Origin of the sequence: Halomonas sp. AOP12-B1-6 (genome assembly GCF_052379225.1) — a bacterium.
GTDB classification, from domain to species: Bacteria; Pseudomonadota; Gammaproteobacteria; order Pseudomonadales; family Halomonadaceae; genus Vreelandella; species Vreelandella casei.
In genome coordinates this window covers 249337-268403 of the sequence record NZ_JBQSYK010000004.1, presented here as the reverse complement: position 1 = coordinate 268403, position 19067 = coordinate 249337, and the positions used below count along the sequence as shown (strand labels likewise).

General features: G+C 52.1%; 16 protein-coding genes. 4 read left to right on the top strand and 12 right to left on the bottom strand.

Annotation, left to right across the window (positions count from 1 at the left end; translation table 11 throughout):
• Positions 1-43: 43 nt before the first annotated feature.
• From ACT3TR_RS13855 to ACT3TR_RS13835, 5 genes are all read right to left on the bottom strand, one after another.
• Positions 44-1042, bottom strand: coding sequence for an alpha-L-glutamate ligase-like protein (locus ACT3TR_RS13855; RefSeq protein WP_096280039.1), 999 nt, complete (start codon positions 1040-1042; stop codon positions 44-46).
• Complete coding sequence (locus ACT3TR_RS13850) at positions 1039-2562, bottom strand: inactive transglutaminase family protein (RefSeq protein ID WP_441683666.1); 1524 nt, start codon at positions 2560-2562, stop codon at positions 1039-1041. The genes ACT3TR_RS13855 and ACT3TR_RS13850 overlap by 4 nt, the downstream gene beginning before the upstream one ends.
• Positions 2563-2599: 37 nt before the next feature.
• Positions 2600-3436, bottom strand: coding sequence for an ATP-dependent zinc protease family protein (locus ACT3TR_RS13845; RefSeq protein WP_096280044.1), 837 nt, complete (start codon positions 3434-3436; stop codon positions 2600-2602).
• Between the two features lie 394 nt (positions 3437-3830).
• Positions 3831-5885 carry a protein-disulfide reductase DsbD family protein gene (locus tag ACT3TR_RS13840; RefSeq protein WP_444625443.1) on the bottom strand — a complete coding sequence of 685 codons (2055 nt, stop codon included), beginning with the start codon at positions 5883-5885 and terminating at the stop codon, positions 3831-3833.
• A gap of 125 nt (positions 5886-6010) precedes the next feature.
• Positions 6011-7075 carry a TlpA family protein disulfide reductase gene (locus ACT3TR_RS13835; protein WP_444625444.1) on the bottom strand — a complete coding sequence of 355 codons (1065 nt, stop codon included), beginning with the start codon at positions 7073-7075 and terminating at the stop codon, positions 6011-6013.
• A 164-nt stretch (positions 7076-7239) separates the two neighbouring features.
• On the opposite strand from ACT3TR_RS13835, the gene pdxR reads away from it, so the two are divergent.
• The gene (gene pdxR / locus ACT3TR_RS13830; RefSeq protein ID WP_444625445.1) at positions 7240-8661 is read left to right on the top strand and encodes a MocR-like pyridoxine biosynthesis transcription factor PdxR; all 1422 of its coding nucleotides are present in this window, start codon (positions 7240-7242) and stop codon (positions 8659-8661) included.
• A gap of 14 nt (positions 8662-8675) precedes the next feature.
• Here the strand turns inward: pdxR and ACT3TR_RS13825 are convergent, their stop codons facing one another.
• From ACT3TR_RS13825 to ACT3TR_RS13815, 3 genes are all read right to left on the bottom strand, one after another.
• Positions 8676-9296: an FMN-dependent NADH-azoreductase gene (locus ACT3TR_RS13825; RefSeq protein WP_096280049.1), complete on the bottom strand. Its 621-nt coding sequence runs from the start codon at positions 9294-9296 to the stop codon at positions 8676-8678.
• Between the two features lie 293 nt (positions 9297-9589).
• Positions 9590-10375 (bottom strand): pyrroline-5-carboxylate reductase family protein, encoded by a 786-nt coding sequence (locus ACT3TR_RS13820; RefSeq protein WP_444625446.1) that lies wholly within the window; start codon positions 10373-10375, stop codon positions 9590-9592.
• Positions 10338-11024, bottom strand: a complete 687-nt coding sequence (locus tag ACT3TR_RS13815; RefSeq protein ID WP_096280053.1) for a TetR/AcrR family transcriptional regulator — start codon at positions 11022-11024, stop codon at positions 10338-10340. The genes ACT3TR_RS13820 and ACT3TR_RS13815 overlap by 38 nt, the downstream gene beginning before the upstream one ends.
• 144 nt (positions 11025-11168) lie before the next feature.
• On the opposite strand from ACT3TR_RS13815, the gene ACT3TR_RS13810 reads away from it, so the two are divergent.
• Both ACT3TR_RS13810 and ACT3TR_RS13805 read left to right on the top strand, forming a co-directional pair.
• Positions 11169-13199: an oxidoreductase gene (locus ACT3TR_RS13810; RefSeq protein WP_444625447.1), complete on the top strand. Its 2031-nt coding sequence runs from the start codon at positions 11169-11171 to the stop codon at positions 13197-13199.
• Between the two features lie 362 nt (positions 13200-13561).
• Complete coding sequence (locus ACT3TR_RS13805) at positions 13562-14098, top strand: DUF3833 domain-containing protein (RefSeq protein ID WP_444625448.1); 537 nt, start codon at positions 13562-13564, stop codon at positions 14096-14098.
• A gap of 114 nt (positions 14099-14212) precedes the next feature.
• Here ACT3TR_RS13805 and ACT3TR_RS13800 read toward each other — a convergent pair whose 3' ends face one another.
• The 4 genes from ACT3TR_RS13800 to gorA form a co-directional block, all read right to left on the bottom strand.
• The gene (locus tag ACT3TR_RS13800; protein WP_096280059.1) at positions 14213-14605 is read right to left on the bottom strand and encodes an ectoine synthase; all 393 of its coding nucleotides are present in this window, start codon (positions 14603-14605) and stop codon (positions 14213-14215) included.
• A 95-nt stretch (positions 14606-14700) separates the two neighbouring features.
• Positions 14701-15969 carry a diaminobutyrate--2-oxoglutarate transaminase gene (gene ectB, locus ACT3TR_RS13795; RefSeq protein WP_096280061.1) on the bottom strand — a complete coding sequence of 423 codons (1269 nt, stop codon included), beginning with the start codon at positions 15967-15969 and terminating at the stop codon, positions 14701-14703.
• Between the two features lie 111 nt (positions 15970-16080).
• Positions 16081-16659, bottom strand: coding sequence for a diaminobutyrate acetyltransferase (gene ectA / locus ACT3TR_RS13790; protein WP_444625449.1), 579 nt, complete (start codon positions 16657-16659; stop codon positions 16081-16083).
• 162 nt (positions 16660-16821) lie between these two features.
• Positions 16822-18204, bottom strand: a complete 1383-nt coding sequence (gene gorA / locus ACT3TR_RS13785) for a glutathione-disulfide reductase (protein ID WP_444625450.1) — start codon at positions 18202-18204, stop codon at positions 16822-16824.
• Positions 18205-18364: 160 nt separating this feature from the next.
• Here gorA and can point away from each other — a divergent pair, with 160 nt between their 5' ends.
• Complete coding sequence (gene can, locus ACT3TR_RS13780; RefSeq protein WP_096280066.1) at positions 18365-19012, top strand: carbonate dehydratase; 648 nt, start codon at positions 18365-18367, stop codon at positions 19010-19012.
• The last annotated feature ends 55 nt before the right edge of the window (positions 19013-19067 follow it).

The window sequence follows — 19067 nt, the reverse complement described above, 5'->3', positions numbered from 1 at the left end:
ACTAGAACCTAATGTTTATAGACCTAGTTTTTATAGACCTAGTTTACGCATTCGCAGACGAGGTGTCTTTGCTTTCGACTAATTCGCTCTGGCGCGCAAAATGATGTTGTGCAAAGGCCACGCGCTCAATAGTCGGCACATTGTCTGGCTGCTGCTCAATAAGATCAAGCCGGCGGCGCAAACCTTCGCCATTGGTCATTTGAATGGCAAGACCAGGGCGAGCGTTAAGCTCAAGCAGCATCGGACCATGCTCGCGATCCAACACCATGTCAGTACCTAGATAGCCTAGTCCCGTCATCTCATAACAGCCTGCCGCTAAATGAAGCAACGTATCCCACTGAGGAACCACTAAGCTTGCTAAGTCGTGCCCCGTATCCGGATGGCTAAAACAAGGCATATCAAATTGAACGGCACGCAGTGCAGCGCCAGTGGCAATGTTTAAGCCAACACCCACCGCACCTTGGTGGAGGTTCGCTTTGCCATCGGATGCCGCAGTAGAAAGGCGCATCATCGCCATCACCGGATAGCCTTTGAAGACAATCACCCGTATATCGGGCACGCCTTCATAAGTGTAGTCCATCAAGCTTTCATCGAAGTTAATCAGCGTTTCAATCAAGGCCACATCAGGCGAGCCGCCCAGTGAATAGAGGCCAGAGAGAATGTTCGAGACATGACGCTCAATATCGGTAATGGACTGGCGCATACCGCTGGGCTTGATGAAACCGTCTTCATCAACATGCTCAATTACCAGTATGCCTTTACCGCCGCTGCCTTTGGCAGGCTTGATGACAAACCCGCCGTGCCCAGCCAGCATTTCACTAATGTGCTTCACGCCAAACTGAGTGGTCACAGTACCGATCAGTTCTGGCGTGGTTATTCCATACTGCTGAGCCAACAGCTTAGTCTTGAGCTTGTCATCGACAAGCGGATAAAGGCGACGACGGTTATAGCGGCCAATATAGCGAATATTGCGCCGATTCATACCGATAATACCTTTATCGCGCAGGCGCGTTGGCCAGGTCCAGTTTTTCAACCAACTCATGAAAGCTTCTCGTCGTCAGTGATTGGCTTAAAGCGGCGCAGCTCTAACAAACGATAACCGGTGTAATTACCCAGCAATAGAATCAGTGCCATCAGTATCAACTGCACACCTAAGAAGTTGAACGTGATATGGCGTACCCAAGGATTGTTCATCGCCAAGTAAGCAAGGACAGCCGTTACCAAGCTACCGCCACCTTGAATTAACACCTGCTTTGGACCTTCTTCCTCCCACAAAATCGACATGCGCTCGATAGTCCAAGCGAGAATAATCATCGGGAAGAAGGTGATGGTAAGCCCTGCGCTGAGCCCCATACGGTAGGCCAATACGGTAAAGATCGAGATAATCGCAATGACCGTAATGATGACCGCCGACACCCTAGCTACCAACAGTAAATTAAGATAGGACAGGTAGTTACGAATAATAAGGCCCATGGCAACGATCAGCAAAAAGCCGATCAATCCAGTGGTAAGAGAGATTTGAATGAAAGCGAGGGCAATCAGTACCGGCATGAAGGTACCGGATGTTTTAAGACCCACAAGCACTCTCAACAATACCACCATCAATGCACCAATCGGGATAAGCAAGATAGTCTGGAATAGCGCCTGCTCTTCTAATGGCAGGCTATGGATAGAGAAATTCAGCAGCGTATCGTCAGAGTAATGATTACGCACCGCAGCGGATGCAGGCTGATCATGGGTCATCATTGAGAATGAAACCCGAGAATTCGTGCCGCCTTGAACTTCAAGCACCGCTCGGCCGCCTGTTTCCCAAAGCAGCAGGTTATCAGGCTTGCCTTGCTCGCCGGTAGCGGGATTGAAGATAGACCATTGCTCGCCGTCATCGGCAAAGACTTGGATCCAGCTGCTTAGCGTTTGACGGCGACGGCCGTCCTCCAATATAAGACCGCTGACTTCACGGGCTAATACGCCGGACTGATTAAGCAGGCGTACTACCAGGGCTGCAGGGGCTTCTTGTGACAGCAGCAACCGCGCACTTTCTTCCTGACGTTCGCCGTTAAGATCACGAATAAGCTCACGTGCAAAGGTAGCGTTATTAGCGCTGCGCGCCCAGGCCTGTTCAATTAGCTGGCTAGCAGCGGAATCATAGGGGCTTTCCCATGGCGTGGCGGCAGTTAATGTGGGCGGTGTTTGGATCGGAGAGCGTGCGTCTTGAGATACGAGCATCTGGACCGAGTAATACAGCTGCTGGCTACCCGCAGCGTTACGGATAGTCCACTGTGCCGTGCGACCTAACTCATCGGCCTGATAAGCAAGACCGTATCCTGAGGAAGCCGTGTTTTCGGTTAACACTCGATAGCCTGCTTGATGGGAAGGCAGCGCCATATCGACCTGCACAGGCCCATTCTGAGCGTTGAAGGTAATGCCCGCCTCAATTTCCCATACCTGGCGCTGTTCACCCGGTAGCCAGGGGATTTCGAACTGCACATGGCGATGCACGCTGGACGCAATACCAACAACCAATAAAAAGCCGACAATAATATAAAACATTAACCGGGACATGCAGATTCCTTTCAGGGTAAAGCGCCAGGGAGATCAGTTACTCTTCGGTGTCGTCTTCATCAACCGCTTCATCTTCAGCAGCTTGATCGGGTGACTCGCCACCTGGAAACTCAGGTCGATCGTGCAAGAACGTATCGGCCACATCGATCAAAGCGATATCCATCAAGAATCGCCGACCAAGCAGCACAGGATAATCAAGGTGCGTTCGATCATTGAGTGTAAAATCAACGTTTTCACGTATCGGGCCTAGCGTCATTAATAATGAGATAACCGGACGTGACTCTTCGCCGGAGGCTTGAACAATGCGCACTCGACGAACTATCGGCGCTTCAATCCATTCATCTCGCTGAGCTTCAACGGCAATATCGTCCTCATTGAGCGCCAGTTTGAAACGTACCCAGTCTTCACCATCGCGCTCAAACCGCGTGATATCGGATGCAGACAAAGATGACGTATTAGCACCGGAATCCACCCGCGCTTTAAGATAAGTCCCCATGCTGGGCAAACCCACCCATTCGCTGCGACCCAGCAGCGTTTTGGTGGTTAGGCTTTCATCGACTTCACATTCTTCGCGAATGATGACGGGCTCGTCATCGCGTGCTTCCAACTGCTGTACGTCTTGGCGCAGGTAGCGCAGAAGGCTGCCCACTTCACGCACATCCGCGGTTAAAACCTGCTGCTCATCAAGTTGACGCGACTGTAGCTCAGAGCGAGCATCGCATTGCTGCATCAGCTGGCTTTCTAGCTCAAGGATACGTGAATTGAATGACGCTTCACTTAACGGCGGCGGGCCACTAGGTTCCGGCTGGGTTGCTGCACAGCCTGCGATTGAGAGCGACAAGCCAGCTACTAGCCACAAAACACCTGGGCGCATAACGAGTGATATCCTTGGACAATAAGTGGAAGGATGATAAGGAGAAGGGGGACTAGTGTCCAACGCCATTGAGGTTTTTCCAACACCTACTTTACTTAGGGTGTCTTGTGCGCAGTGACTACAGCTCATGAATCTGATCGAAGCAAGGAGGCCCAAGAGAGCAAGGTTATTAACAGAATCAGAGATATGCCGAACCATGAAGCTTGTTCATATGGCTGAATATGTGCCAACGAGTGAACCGGCGGTGGATATTATAGCACTGCGTTAGAGGCCGCTAGCGTGACCGAGAATTACCCGTCAAACAGCGCGCTTTTTCTTTTGAAAAGACGCGCTGTTCATCCCAAGCCTTATAGGAGTCGGCGTCGCCACCGACTATGCCAGATACGAGACTGGGTTAACCAGATTTGCTTGCTAACGCAGGTAAAACATTAGGCGCAAGAATCTGTGACAGAATTTCAGCCTCTGTATCGCCTGGGCCGTACCATAAGTAGAGAGGCACTCCTGAGCGGCCGTGTTGCTCTAAAAAAGCGGTGATGGCGGGGTCGCCATTGGTCCAGTCGCCCTTCATTGTGATCACGCCCGCATGCTCAAATGCCTGCTGCGTGCTGGGTATATCGATTGCCCGCTGTTCGTTGATCTTACAGGTGACGCACCAATCTGCGGAAAAATAGACGAAGATGGCGTGTTCTTGTTGCCGAAGCTCGGCCAAGCGGCCCGCGTCGAAGTCGAGCGAGCGTGTTTCAGCTGAGTTAGTGAGCGCATTGCCCCTTTCGTCTTGCTGGGCAAAGGAACCCGGAACCAGGACGCTTCCCATCAACGTGAGTCCGGCCGCTAGTCCTGCCGGAAGCCAGCTTAATCGTTTGGCGCTGCGTTGGCGCAGTCCGGTGAACCAAAGCCCTATCGCCAGCAGCATTATCAGAGCGAGGCTCGCAATCATGCCGTTGTTGTTGAGCTGGCGGCCAAGCATCCAAGCCAAGGCTAGAGTGGTTAGAAACATGGGGATGGCCATGATATGCCGGAAGCTTGCAAGCCAAGGGCCAGGGCGAGGAAGGCGGCGACGCAGCACCGGCACGAAGCCAAGCAGTAGAAAAGGCAGGGCAATGCCCAGGCCCAGGCCTGTGAAAACTGTCAGCGCGGCAACCGTGGGAAGTACCAAGGCTGCGCCAAGAGCCGTAGCCATAAAGGGGCCGGAGCAGGGCGTTGCGACGAAGGCAGCAAGCACGCCTGTCCAGAATGCACCGGCTACGCCATCCTGGCTTGCTAGCTTACCCCCGGCATTGATGGAGCCCAGCTCAAAAAGGCCTGCCAGGTTAAAGCCGATGGCTGCGGTCAACAGTGTCAGCACCACGATGACCCGTGGATCTTGCAGTTGAAATGCCCAGCCAACATGGATGCCTGTTGCGCGCAGAGCAATAATGGCCGCGCCAAGTATTAAGCAAACGACAACCACTCCAGCGGTATAGGCTAATGCCTCGCGCCGGGCTTCGCGCTCGCCACCGGATAAGCGCGCAAGGCTAAGCACTTTGAGGCTGAGGATCGGGAAAACGCAGGGCATGATATTGAGCAGAACACCGCCTAGCAGGGCACCGAGAAATGCTGTCAGTAGTAAAGTAGAGCTACTTTGTACGCTGGCGGCTGCACTTGCCACGTGCGTGCTATCACTATGGCTAACGAGTGCCAGGCCAATGCCGGTGCCCAATGACAGCAGCGCCTCGAACTCGTCAGTCGGGCTGCCTGCTTGCCAGGATTTTGCCAGCTTGGTTTCTACCATTAGCGTATCGCCTTCACGGCTAAATATCTGCTCAGAAGCGGGATCCACGATGTTGTCGGTGGCGACAAATAAGTGTGGATTGTTCAGCGCCACGCTAGCAGGAAGGGGGATGCTGACACGCAAATGGCTATCGTCGGTCGTCAGGAAGCTGGCTGGTGAGCCTAGAGGCCTGGGCTGTGCTTGGCGCCATTCATCGAAGCGCGCTTTGCGCTCATCCGTAATATGGCCATCGCCTGCGATGAGCGTAATGGCAAGCGCTGATTGTTCGGGAACGCAGGCGTCAGCGCGGCAAGCAAGGTAGTTGAAAACGACGGAGATTGGTAGAGAGGTCCCCGGCGCCACCGAAGCATCTATTTCAACAGGGAGCAATAGCGCGTAAGGATGCTCAAAGACATGATTCATCAGGTCGCCGGTCATCAGCGTATGTGGGACCGGATAGGCGGCATCGCCCACGCTGACACCATCCGGCAATTGCCAGTCGAACTGCGGTGCCAGGCCAATACTGCCCGGCTGTTTCCAATACCCATGCCAGCCGGATTGCGGCTCCATGAAAACGGCTAACGTGCTAGAGGCACCGGCAGCGGGTTGATCCGTTTCCGCGACCAAGCTGCTCTTGATCAGCACTTCGCCCGAGGTGCCGGGAAACCCTTGGGCTGCGCCGACTTGAGGAGTCAACATTAAAACCAGGCAAAAGAGGGCACAGTAGCGGTAAAGGAATAGGGGCATTGGCTATCAGCCCGCTTGATACGGGCGGCTCCATTAAAGGGTATACCGCGCCGTGGCCTGCGCGAAATGGCGGTGGGCTATTGGCTGACACGCTTGACAGCTTCGGCTAAGGCGGTGTCTTGTGGCCCAAGCTTTTCAGCTATCTTGCCGTCGGCATCAATTAGCACAACGGTTGGTATCTGTTGAATGCCGAAGCTACGGTGTATCTCGCCGTCTGCGTCGAGCAGCACGGGAATGGCCGTCTCAGTGGACTCGAGATAGCTTTCGACATCGGACTCTTTGGTCCAAAGGCCAGAAATAATGCCCACCCACTGTACGTTGTTATCTTCGCTCAGCTGGTTGACGGTTTCGCGTACGCGTTGGCAAGCGGTGGCTGTGTCCGGCTGGCTCTCGGCAAGATAGGACTCACACCACGTGGCAAAGAACACCACACCCAGTGGCTTGTCTGACGTTGCTTGGGATAGGTCGATGGCATCGCCGTCACGCGTTGTGACGTTAAGGTTCGTAACCGTATCGCCCACCGTTAAGGCGCTGGCATCGATATCCCCGACGGCAACGCCTTCGGTCGTTGCTGAGCTTGGATCAGTGGGTTCCAGCAATGCCTGTAGCGCCTCTTCCAATACCTTATCGTCACGATGGCCAATGTGAGTGATGTGACCACTGCGATCAATCAGTACGTGCTGCGGGGTGACTCGCAGATTCAGTGCTTCGGCCAGCGTGCCATCATCTATCGTGATAGGCATGGTCAGACCCATTTCCTCGCGGTACTCACGTGCGGACGCTTCGGTGTCAGCGTAACCGGTGTTCACGGCGATGACCTGAATGTCATCACCATGCGCTTCCTGGAATGCCTGAAATCCTGGCATTTGCTGACGGCAGGGCACACACCAGGTTGCCCAGAACTTAATATACACCGGCTTGACGCCATACAGTGTGCTGAGATCAATGATGTCACCATCCAGCGTGGTAACGCTCAACTCGGGCCCAGGTTGACCTATTAGCGACTCACCAGCGGTTTTGGCACGTTGCTCGCCATCGGCATCCTGATCATAGACTTGATCGGTTGTTTGTTGGTCGCCTGCTTGCACTGAGCCCGTATAGCCGACCAACAGGGCGAGCAGTATCGCAACGGAAAGTTTCATGTTTATTATCCGCATTGGTTTGATCCTTTTGGCAAGTTGTCCGGGGCGGGTTCAGTCGTTCTGGGCTCATTCAAAGAATGAGTAAAAAGGTTCAGGCCGATAAAAGTAATATGATTGTGAGCGACGCCATGGTCTAAAAAAAGCACCAAGAATGACGGATTTTTATGTACCATGGCGTTATGGGCATACTTCGCTTTTCACTTGATCGCCAAGGCGAGCAATCTCTTTCAGAGCAAATACGTTTAAGCATCGCTGACGCCATACGCCAGGGGTATTTGTATGAGGGCGCGCGGCTGCCTTCATGGCGTGATCTTGCGGCGCAGTTAGGCGTTTCGCGAGGCACCATTAAAACGGCTTATGATCGGCTAAGCGATGATCAGCTCGTCATTTCAAAGGGGGCCGCCGGCACTTTTGTTAGCGCCGTACTCCCCTTGGCGCCACAAGTGACCCCTGCGGCTTCGCGCTTGCCGCTGCCTGAGCTTTATCAGGATCTAGATAGCGCGCCCAAGCTGTTTCAAGTGGGCGTGCCAGCACAAGACGGGTTTCCCTTTAAGCATTGGTCACGCATCATGCTGCGCTGTACGCGACAAGCGATGGCTGAGCCACTACGTTATCCAGACCCGCGCGGAGAGCACGTCTTACGCAAAGAAATTGCTGCCTATCTAGCCGTCTCCCGCGGGCTGCTCTGCTCTGCCGACCAGATTATCATTACCAATGGTTATGCGGGTGCGCTGGGCCTGGCATTGCACTTGCTGCGACTGGATTCACGCCAAGTGTGGGTTGAGAACCCCGGCTATCCACTGACGTGGCACGCCTTATCGCTAGCAGGATATATCCCGGTTCCCGTTCCAGTGGATGATCAGGGGATTTGTGTTGAGCAAGGGATAGCGCTGGCAGCAGATGCCCGTTTGGCGATTGTGACGCCAAGCCAGCAAGCCCCCTTGGGTGTACAGCTGTCGCTGGACCGGCGCCAAGCACTGCTAATATGGGCACAAGAAAAGGCTGGCTGGATCATCGAAGATGATTATCTAAGCGAGCTGCAGCTAAGCGGCCAAGCAACACCGGCACTGGCTTCGCTGGATCGAAACGGTAGGGTGATCCACATCGGTACGTTCAGTAAAACCATCAGCCCACGCTTGCGGCTAGGTTTTATGGTAGTGCCGGCCAGCTTGTCAGAGCGCGCTGGCGATACGGCGGCCGCTTTATCGCCAGCGTCTGGACTGCCTAGCCAACTCGCCGTGGCGGAGTTTCTGCGCGATGGCCATTACTTACGCCATATTCGGCGTATGAAGCGTTTGTATATACAGCGCCGGAATGCGCTGCTTGCGCTCATGAGCGCATCAGTGTCAGCCAAGAATATAGCGGGCCTGTCACTGTTGCTCAGCCTGGATGATGATGTTGACGACGTTGCTATTGCCGAGGCTGCGAAGGCCTTTAACTTAGCACCGGCACCGCTGTCACCCTGGTATGCCACGCAAACCAAAGCACGCAAAGGGTTGCTCTTGGGCGTGACCAATCTATCGAGTCCTGCACTCGAAGAGGGTTATCAGCAGTTGGCGGAACTTGTCGCTCGCCATCGATCCTAGTAGCTGGCTTTACGTTATGGCAGCGGGTTAGTCAGTACGCCAACCTCGACCAGCGCGGCCTGCGCCTGATGCCATGCTTGAGTGATAGCGGGCTCACCAAACGCTAAACCCTGCAGATACACAAAGCGAATATCCTGAATGCCTATAGTGTTGAGAATAAGCGTGAGGTAAGGCGTCAGAAAATCCGGTTGCGGATTACCTCCCTGTAAGATGCCGCCAGCGCTCACCAGAATGGTGGTCGGACGATCTTGCAATAATCCCTGCTTGCCCTCAACCGAGGCGATAAACGTACGGTTAATACGTACCACATGGTCTATCCAAAGTTTCAGCGCAGCCGGTACGCTGAAGTTGTGCATCGGCATTGCGATTAACAAGCGATCACTCTGCTCGAGCTCACTAATCATTTGCTCTGACTCTGTCAGGTCAGCATTGGGGCTGTCGCCGATGTTATAGCTAACGAGCGCAGAGGCGTAGCGGTGGGTCAGAGGCGACAGAGGGGCGGTTAGCAAATCACGTTCGATTAAACTCACTCTGGAATTTATGAGCATTTCCTCTGCCAGAATCTTTTCAGCCAGACGATAGCCTAACGCATACTTACCATGCGGGCTGGCATGAACGAATAAGATGTTATTCATGACAAAATCCTATGAGCTATAATGAACAGCACACCATATTTAACATAATATATATTAAGCGAACCAAAAGGAATGGCCAGAGAGCGCTGCGGTTTGTGATTCATGAGCGACGTCATTGAGCCTCAGTTTCTATAAACCCCATCGCCGTTGAGTCTGTTGCCCTGAAGAAAAATCCACTATCTGAAATTTATTGCTGCTGTTGAGGTTCATAATCTCTTCTTTTTTATAGCGTGTCGAAAGCGTTTTATGGCTAGGCATTTGCTAAAGCATTTATTGTTATAGGCGTCATTTGGTCAACACTTAACTGCACCGTAGGCGGCCTTCATCCCTTCCTGTACCGCATCGCGGAAACCATGCTGCAGCATGGCATTTAACCCTTCAGTAGTGGTTCCGCCATAATCTAAAAAGCGGGCCACCATGTCGGCAGGCGACGCGTTCTCATCCAGCATCAGTTGACTAGCGCCTGACAGCGTTTGCAGTACGCCGCGCTGGGCCACTGTTGGAGAAATTCCTTGTGTGATTGCATGCTGTATCAGAGCATCAGCCAAGAGCGCAGGAAAAGCAGGGCCGCTGCCCGTTAACGCGGTCAGATAATCGATTTGCGATTCATCTTCTACTTCATCGCTTACGCCACAGGCAGAAAACAGGCGCTGAACGAAAGCGCAATCTTCCGCGCTCAAGCCTGGCATTGCGCACCAAGGGGTATAGGAGCGCCCTACTGACGCAGCTGCGTTGGGCATGCCACGCACGATTCGATTGCTCCCCGTTGCCGCAGCCAGTGCGACTATTGGCACCTTGGCCATTAACGAAATCACCAGCCGATTTTCAAGTGAAAGCGTTAGTAGGGAAAACTGCTCAGGCCTCACAGACACCACGACGACCTCAGCAACTTCAAGCAGTGCGTCAGCGCTCTCGACACAGATCACTCCTGGCCAGTCCTGATAGCGGTTATGCTCTCGACTGGCTGTCACCACCAGCTGGTTTGGCGATATTAGTCCGCTAGATAACACTGAGCGGCCCAACGCACTGCCTAACCAGCCGTTACCCCCGATAATGCCGAGCGTTAATATCGGTTTCATCCGTCATCTCCTGTTGTGCCGCCATCTCTTTGGGCGTAAACCGCGCTCTATGCCGCGCAGCAAATCGCTCAAGATCGGCATGGGCGCACATCTGCCCGGTAAAAATATTAATGTACTGAGCCACTCGGCCGATCCGCGTATCTTGGGTCTCCTGGGTATGCATCGAGATATAGCCGATCTGAATCAAATAAACCGTGCGCGCACGGGTATCGGCTTCCAATGAGTCGTAGCCAAAGCGAATAAACATTTCTCGAAGTGCTTGCAGGCGTAGGTTATCGGCCTGGCTAACTCGCTTGGCAACCGCGAGATCTTGCAGACTCCAACTTCTGATGGCGTACTCAAACTCAGAATCAAATACCGCCGGGTCAAACCAACAATCAAAGACATTGAGCGTGGCTTCCACTATGGAAGACGCATATTTCTCCGATTGCTCAATGACGGCCTGTGTATTTTGACGCTCCCATCGCTGTAGCAGTGCAGTAAGCACCTCTTCGCGATCTTTAAATAACCAGTAAAAACTGGTTCGCGATGTCTTTAACTTCTTTGCTAACGGTACGATCTTGACGGCACTGACCCCCGAGGCAATCAGCAGCTCGTAAGCAGTATCAATCCAAGCCGTTTGGTTAATCGTGTCGCGTCCATTTTTCACGTATTTTTCTCTTTGCCATGCTGATGAAGTCGATCATATCAGGAAATCTGTCACCTTAATGTACATAGCTGTCAATTATATTGACAATCTCGTACAGAGAGGGCTAGCGTGTGTCAACCATCAAAACAACAAGGGAAGACGACCGTGAAAAACGACCCTTTGCTACAGCCGTTACAACTAAAACATTTAACTCTGAAAAATCGGGTAATGCTGACCTCTCACGAACCGGCCTACCCCGAAGATGGCATGCCTAAAGAACTATACCGGGCTTATCATGTTGAACGTGCTAAGGCAGGTATTGCCCTGACCATGACGGCCGGATCGGCGGCGGTTTCCCGAGACAGTCCGCCGGTTTTTAACAATATCCTGGCGTATAAAGACGAAGTGGTGCCGTGGATGCGCGATCTCACCGAGGCATGCCACGAACACGGTACGGCGGTAATGATTCAGCTAACACACTTGGGCCGCCGTACCCGCTGGGATAAAGGTGATTGGCTACCGACCGTTTCGGCATCCAATCGTCGGGAAGCTTCCCACCGCGCCTACCCGAAAAAAGCCGAGCTTTGGGATATAGAACGGTTGATCAAGGATTACACCGATGCCGCCGAGCGCATGTACGCAGCGGGCTTGGACGGCATGGAAATCCAAGCGTACGGCCATCTGATGGATCAGTTCTGGTCGCCATTAACCAATGAGCTAGATGCGCCTTATGGAGGCAGCCTGGAAAATCGACTCCGGTTTACCTTTGAAGTGCTCCAGTGCATTCGCGAGCGTGTTGGCGAAAAGTTCTTGCTTGGCGTGCGCTACACAGGTGACGAATGCCTGCCTGGCGGTTTCGATGCCCGGGATGGCATGACTATTTCTCACCGATTGAAAGACAGTGGCCTGGTAGATTTCCTCAATGTCGTCAAAGGGCACATTGATACCGACCCGGGTCTAACGGACGTAATTCCGATCCAGGGCATGCCCAGCGCACCCCACCTGGATTTTGCTGGCGATATCAAGCGCGAGGTCGATTTCCCCACTTTCCATGGAGCCAAAATTCAGGATGTTGCAACGGCTCGTCATGCAATTGCGTCCGGCAAGGTCGATATGATCGGCATGACCCGTGCCCATATGGCCGACCCGCACCTGATGAAGAAAGTCATTGAGGAACGGGAAGAGGAGATCCGCCCCTGCGTGGGCGCCAACTATTGCCTGGACCGCATCTATCAGGGCGGCGCCGCGTACTGTATTCATAACGCCGCGACCGGCCGCGAAACCACTATGCCGCATACCATCCCCCCCGCTGATACCAAACGTAAGGTAGTGGTGATTGGCACAGGTCCAGGCGGGATGGAAGCCGCTCGCGTAGCTGCTGAGCGTGGACATGAAGTCGTCGTATTTGAAGCGGCAGATGCCCCCGGCGGGCAGGTTCGCTTAACGGCACAGAGCGAGCGCCGCCGAGAAATGATGGGTATTATCGACTGGCGCTTCGAGCGCTGTCAGGCAATGGGCGTCACGTTCCACTTCAATGTCTTTGCCGAACAGGATGAAGTGCTCGGCGAATCGCCGGACGTGGTCATTGTGGCGACGGGTGGGCAGCCTAATGAAGAGGCGCTTAAAGAGGGTAATGAGCTGGCAGTTACGGGTTGGGATCTGCTTTCAGGACATGTAACGCCAGGCAATAACGTACTAGTCTATGACGATGCCGGTGACCACACCGCCCTGCAAGCCGCTGAGATTATTGCTAAAGCAGGCGGCAAGGTCGAATACATGACAGCCGACCGCGCCCTGGCGCCAGAAGTCATGGCCATGAACCTGGTGCCCTATATGCGCACGTTACAAGTGCTGGATACCACATTCACTCCGACGTTCCGCCTGACAGGCATCAAACGCGATGGTAATGAGCTGGTTGCCTCTGTCAGCAGTGACTACACCAATGTTGCCAAAGAGCGGCGCGTGGATCAGGTCGTCGTTAACTTTGGCACCTTACCTATGGAAGATCTTTACGAAGAGTTGAAGCCGCTATCGAGCAATCAAGGTGCCGTCAACTATGAGAACCTGATTGCAGGCAAACCACAGCCTGTGGCTATCGAAGGACAGTTCCAGCTATTCAGGATTGGGGATGCTATTTCGCATCGAAATACCCACGCAGCAATTTATGATGCCCTTCGCATCGTGAAAGACCTGTAGAATCCTGGCGGTTAAGTGAGCCGGTTTCGACCGGTTCACTATATGGTTCCGTCAGAAACTTTTGAATTATTTTTGTATTAAAGCTAGCGGCTCGGCACAGGCATAAAGCGTGTATCGTCAAAACAGTAAAGGGGCTCGATAAAATCTAGGCGTGTAAATACGATAAAATGAGGGAAGCCAAATCAGTTACTATTCTAGAATTTACTTTAAATTTTTTTTAGCAATTGATGTAAAAAAAGCTGCTCAACATCTGATCTATAGTGAACCAAGTTTAGTGCTTTGCTTGATCGTCTACTCTATGCTGGATAAATATGCCCACCACCCGTATACAAACACGCAGGCTTCATACAGGAAACATCCACATGGCTCGATCACTACGCTTGGGCTTGTTTACACTGCTTTTTTTACTGGTTGGCTGTGCTGGCGTTGATGTTGAAGACTACGCAGATTCTGATCCGCGCCTGGATATCGCCGAATACTTTACCGGCACTACCCGCGCTTGGGGCATGGTGCAGGATTACTCAGGCGAGGTACAGCGACGTTTCAGCGTTGATGTCGAGGGCAGCTATGAAAATGACACGCTGACGCTGGACGAGTCCTTTGTCTTCTCAGATGGTCAAACCGACCGCCGGGTTTGGACATTTAAGCGCATTGACGAGCACCACTGGATCGGCACAGCTAGCGATGTTGAAGGTCCCGTCGAAGCCCGTCAGTACGGCCATGCTTTCCATATGCGCTATCCACTCGAAATTGAAGTCAGTGGACGGAAGATAACCTTCACCATGGATGACTGGATGTACCTGCAGCAAGACGGCCGCTTAATCAATCGTACCGCTATGCGCAAATTTGGCCTGACATTCGGCGAAATCACCCTGGCATTTGAGAAAATTGATCGCTGATAAACGTTTATTTATTCACTAACAAAAAAAGCAGCCTGCTCTTCAGCAAGGCTGCTTTTCCCATTTCATACTGACGCTTACCTAAATACGGACCTTTTATCTAGCAGGTGCATATTATTCAGAAGCGGTGTAAGAGCCGTCTTCTTGATGAACTTCATTACCGGTAATCGGCGGTGTAAATACACAAGCAACCGTCATGCCTTTCTCTTTACCACGCAGCAGATGCTCATCGTGCTGGTCTAGCATGTAGACATCGCCTGCTTTGATCGGCCAAATTTTGCCATCGGCTAAAGTTTCTACTTCACCTTCACCTTCATAACAAAACACCGCTTCGTAATGGTTTTTGTAATGAATGTGCGTCTCAGTACCGGGGAAAATGCGGGTAATGTGGAACGAGAAACCTGCATTATCGTTGGCTAAAATAAGGCGAGTACTGTCCCAGTTACCGTTTTCGGCGGTCACAAGACGTTCTGTTTTACGCGCTTCTTCAAGGTTACGAACGATCATAAAAGTACTCCGTTTCAAAGTGACTGGCGGTTACCAGCCACTATATCCCCAATTAAAAAACGTACTGCTATCGTCTTAATTTACGTAACAACAGCTTACTTTCCAGCCACCGACTTGACACACATCTCAAGAATATCGAGACCTTCCAGCAGATCTTCATCGGTAATGGTCAGCGGGCAAAGGCATTTAACGACTTCACCATCTTGGCCGCTGGTTTCAATCACCAGGCCATTCTCGAATGCTTTGCTGGTAATCTTATCAGCGATATCACCCGACACTACGTCAATCCCGCGCATCAGGCCGCGGCCGCGTTCAGTTGCCGGCATACCGCTTTCTGTTAGCAGCGCCGCCAGCTTTTGGAAACGCTCTTCTACAATACGCCCTTTACGCTGAACATCACGCTCAAAGGTGTCATCGGACCAATATTTTTTAAGAGCAGCGGTGGCCGTTACCATTGCTAAGCTAAAACCACGGAACGTACCGTTATATTGGCCCGGTTTCCATTTATCCAGCTCAGGACGCATAAGAACATGCGCAAACGGCAAGCCAAAACCAGAAAGTGATTTTGAATTGGTAATAATGTCGGGCGTAATACCGGCATGCTCAAAACTAAAGAACTTACCGGTACGGCCGCAGCCTGCTTGGATGTCATCAATAATTAGCAGGATGTCGTGGGCACGACAAATACCTTCTAAACGTTTCAGCCAATCCAGGCCTGCCACGTTAATACCGCCCTCGCCTTGCACGGTTTCAATAATGACACCGGCAGGAATATCTAGACCACCAGACTTATCGCCGAGCAGTTTTTCGAAATAATCAAGCGTGTCAGTATGCTCACCCATATAGCCATCAAAAGGCAGGAAGCTAGCGCCTTGAGTGGGTATGCCGCCGGTTGCTTCACGGAATTTACGATTACCGGTGGTTGCTAGCGCCCCCATGGTGACGCCATGGAAACCGTTGGTGAAGGTCACAATATTGTGGCGACCCTTGGCAACACGCGCTAAACGGATGGCAGCTTCTACGGCATTAGTGCCTGTCGGACCTGGCAAGTGCACTTTATACTCAAGCCCACGTGGCTTGAAGATGACCTCTTCCAGTGTCTCTAAATAATCACGTTTTGCATTGGTCCACATATCCAAACCGTGCACAACGCCATCAGTGGCCAGGTAATCAATCATCGCCTGTTTCATGTGCGGATTATTGTGGCCGTAATTGAGCGTGCCCGCGCCGGCTAGAAAATCAATGTACTCGCGACCATTCTCATCGGTTAGACGCGCATTTTGCGCTTTGGTAAACACCACCGGAAATGAGCGTGAATAAGTACGTACGTTGGATTCCATGCGTTCAAGTGTCTGGGTCTGCATTAGCGACCTCCTTAGTTGATCATTTTGCTTTAGGGCGTCTTTAGCCCGGAGCAACATGAGCGGGAAAACAGTATGTTAAGAACGTGCTTTTACTTTAATAAAAGCGGCGTATTAGATTCGACCTGTTTGAAACGGGCCGATACGCACCAAGTTTTCCGGATCATGCTCTCCTCCAAGCTGTTCAGTAGAGAAGTATTCGCGGCTGTTAAGCGGCGCATGCCAGCGTGCTGCTAGGCGGCGAAATAACCCCCATGAAGCCTGGTTATCGGGGGTAATAGTCGTTTCCAAGTGATGTACATCGTCAAGCTCAGGACGCGACATAATGGCTTCCACCAAACGCCGAGCAAGCCCGGTGCCACGTGCCTTTTCACCAACGGCCACCTGCCACAGAAAATATGTGTCGGGAGCATTGTCTTTTACATAGCCGGATACGAAACCAACGATTTCGCCGCCTTCGTTGGTTGCTACGGCACACGTATCACGAAACTGAGTGGCGAGTAGCAAATAAGCGTAGGCGGAATTTACATCCAGCGGCGGGCAGGCTTTAACCAGCTCATATACGCCCCAGCCATCGTCTGCATTCGGCTTACGTATAAATAATGGAGTCTCTGCATGCCCTACCACGGCATCCGCGACCGTTGGCCTAGCAAGGTCTGCAGAAGGAGTAAAAGGTTGCGTCGGCGTACTCATAGTTATGCTTTGCTGTAGCGAATTTGACGACCATTATAACAGCTGATTATGAGCAATTCAAAAACCATATTATTCTCCGCCCCTATTTCCATAATTATTTGTTATACAAGGCCGCTAGAAAATCGCATTTATAATCCAAGCGACTTATATAATTTAAGAGACTTACGTGCGTGTCAGCGTTCGCATCGTAACGAACTCTTCTGCCCCGGTTGGGTGAATACCCACCGTCCGGTCAAAGTCCTGCTTGGTCAGCCCCGCCCTTACCGCGATGGCAATTCCCTGGATGAGTTCACCGGCATCGTCACCGACCATGTGAGCGCCCACAACAACATCGGTCGCGTCGTCCACTACCAGCTTCATTAAGGTACGCTCTTGGCTACCCGAAAGCGTGTGCTTCATGGCACGAAAGTCGGTGCTGTAGACGCGGATATTAGTAAACTTTTCACGCGCATCCTCTTCAGAAAGCCCCACGGTGCCGATATTAGGATGACAAAAAACAGCCGTTGGTATCGTGGCGTAATCTAACGGCTTGGGCACACTGTCTGAAAAGTGATAATCAACGACCTGCATCGCTTCTGCCAGGGCCACCGGCGTTAATTCGGGCCCAGCCGTTAAGTCACCCAGTGCTAGCACCGAGGGAACATCCGTTTCAAAACGCTCATTAACGGGCACTTTTCCCGATTCATCCAACGCCAAGCCAAGATGATCAAGCCCTAAATCGCCAATATTGGCTTTACGCCCAGTGGCGGCTAACACTACATCGACTTCAAGCATGTCACCGCTGGTGAGGTGGACGTTATAGACATTGTCGGTCGCTTCAATGCGTTCGATATTGGTATTGAAGTGAAGGTTGACGCCCTTTCTTTCCATTTCAGTGCGGGTGAACTCGCGAACCTCTTGATCAAAGCCTTTCAAGAATAGCTCACCGCGATAAACAAGGTGCGTCTCGCTTCCGAGCCCATTAAAGATGCTGGAAAACTCAACCGCAATATAGCCACCACCCAGCACGAGAAAACGCTTAGGAAACGTATCCAGGTCAAAGATTTGATTTGAATCTAAGGCATATTCGCTGCCTGGAAAAGTAGGAACCCAAGGCCAGCCACCGGTGGCGAGCAGAATTTTTTGTGCGGTCACTGACGTGTCGCCATGCTCACCGCTTAGCGTTACGGTATGGGCATCGACCAACCGTGCCCGGGCATTAAATAGAGTAACTCCAGCGCTTTCTAGCATGCGCTGATAAATACCGTTTAGACGTTTAATCTCGCTGATTTTATTGTCGCGCAAGGTCGCCCACTCAAAATGCGCGGGTCCGGGAAGCTGCCAGCCAAACCCTGCTGCATCGTCAAAACTGTCATGAAAATGCGCAGCATATGAGTAGAGTTTTTTAGGCACGCACCCAACGTTGACACAGGTTCCGCCCAGGTATCGATCTTCGGCAATTGCCACGCTAGCGCCGGTTGCTGCAGCCATTCGCGCGGCACGCACACCGCCAGAACCAGCGCCGATCACCAGCAGGTCGTAGTCGTATTTGGAAACGTCTGCCATGGTTTGCTCCTATCGATTGAAAAATTTTAATGCCAACAATTGCAACTTATCTTTGTTGACCTAGCTCTCAGAGAAGGTTAAAACCATCCGCTACTATTTGATACTTGCTATTGCTTCATATTATCTGAAGCTGCAAGCGACTTAATATTATGGAGACTCTATGTCTGATGCTATTGCGACGCTACTGGATAATAATCGTGCCTGGGCTGAGCGCATGTGCGAGGAAGATCCTGAGTACTTTAAGCGCCTCTCCAGTCAGCAAAACCCTGACTATTTGTGGATTGGTTGTTCCGATAGCCGCGTGCCAGCCAACCAAATCATTGCGCTCCCGCCTGGGGAGGTATTTGTACATCGTAACGTAGCCAATTTACTCCACCATACAGACATGAACGCTCTGTCGGTGGTTCAGTTTGCCGTGGACGTGCTGAAAGTTAGCCATATTATGATTGTGGGTCACTACGGCTGTGGCGGCATTAAGGCGGCCATGACCGGAGGCGAGTGCGGCGTCGTCGATTACTGGCTGCACTCGGTGCGCGAACAGTACAACCAGCATAGAAATGCTCTCAGTCATCTTCCTATAGAGGATCAGATTGACCGTATGTGTGAAATTAACGTCAAAGCACAGGTTAATAGTCTATGTCGCACTAAGATTTTGCAGCGTGCCTGGCAGCGCGGTCAGGATATCTCAGTACATGGGTGGGTCTACGGATTAAGCGATGGCCGTGTCAAAGACCTTAACTGCACTATCACTGGCTTAGAGCAAGTCGAAACGCTTTATCGCATTGATCGCCTGCATCAAGGCGATTAAACGCCCTTACCGCGCCTGCCACTTGCGACAGGCGCGTTTCTAGCTCAAACAGTAC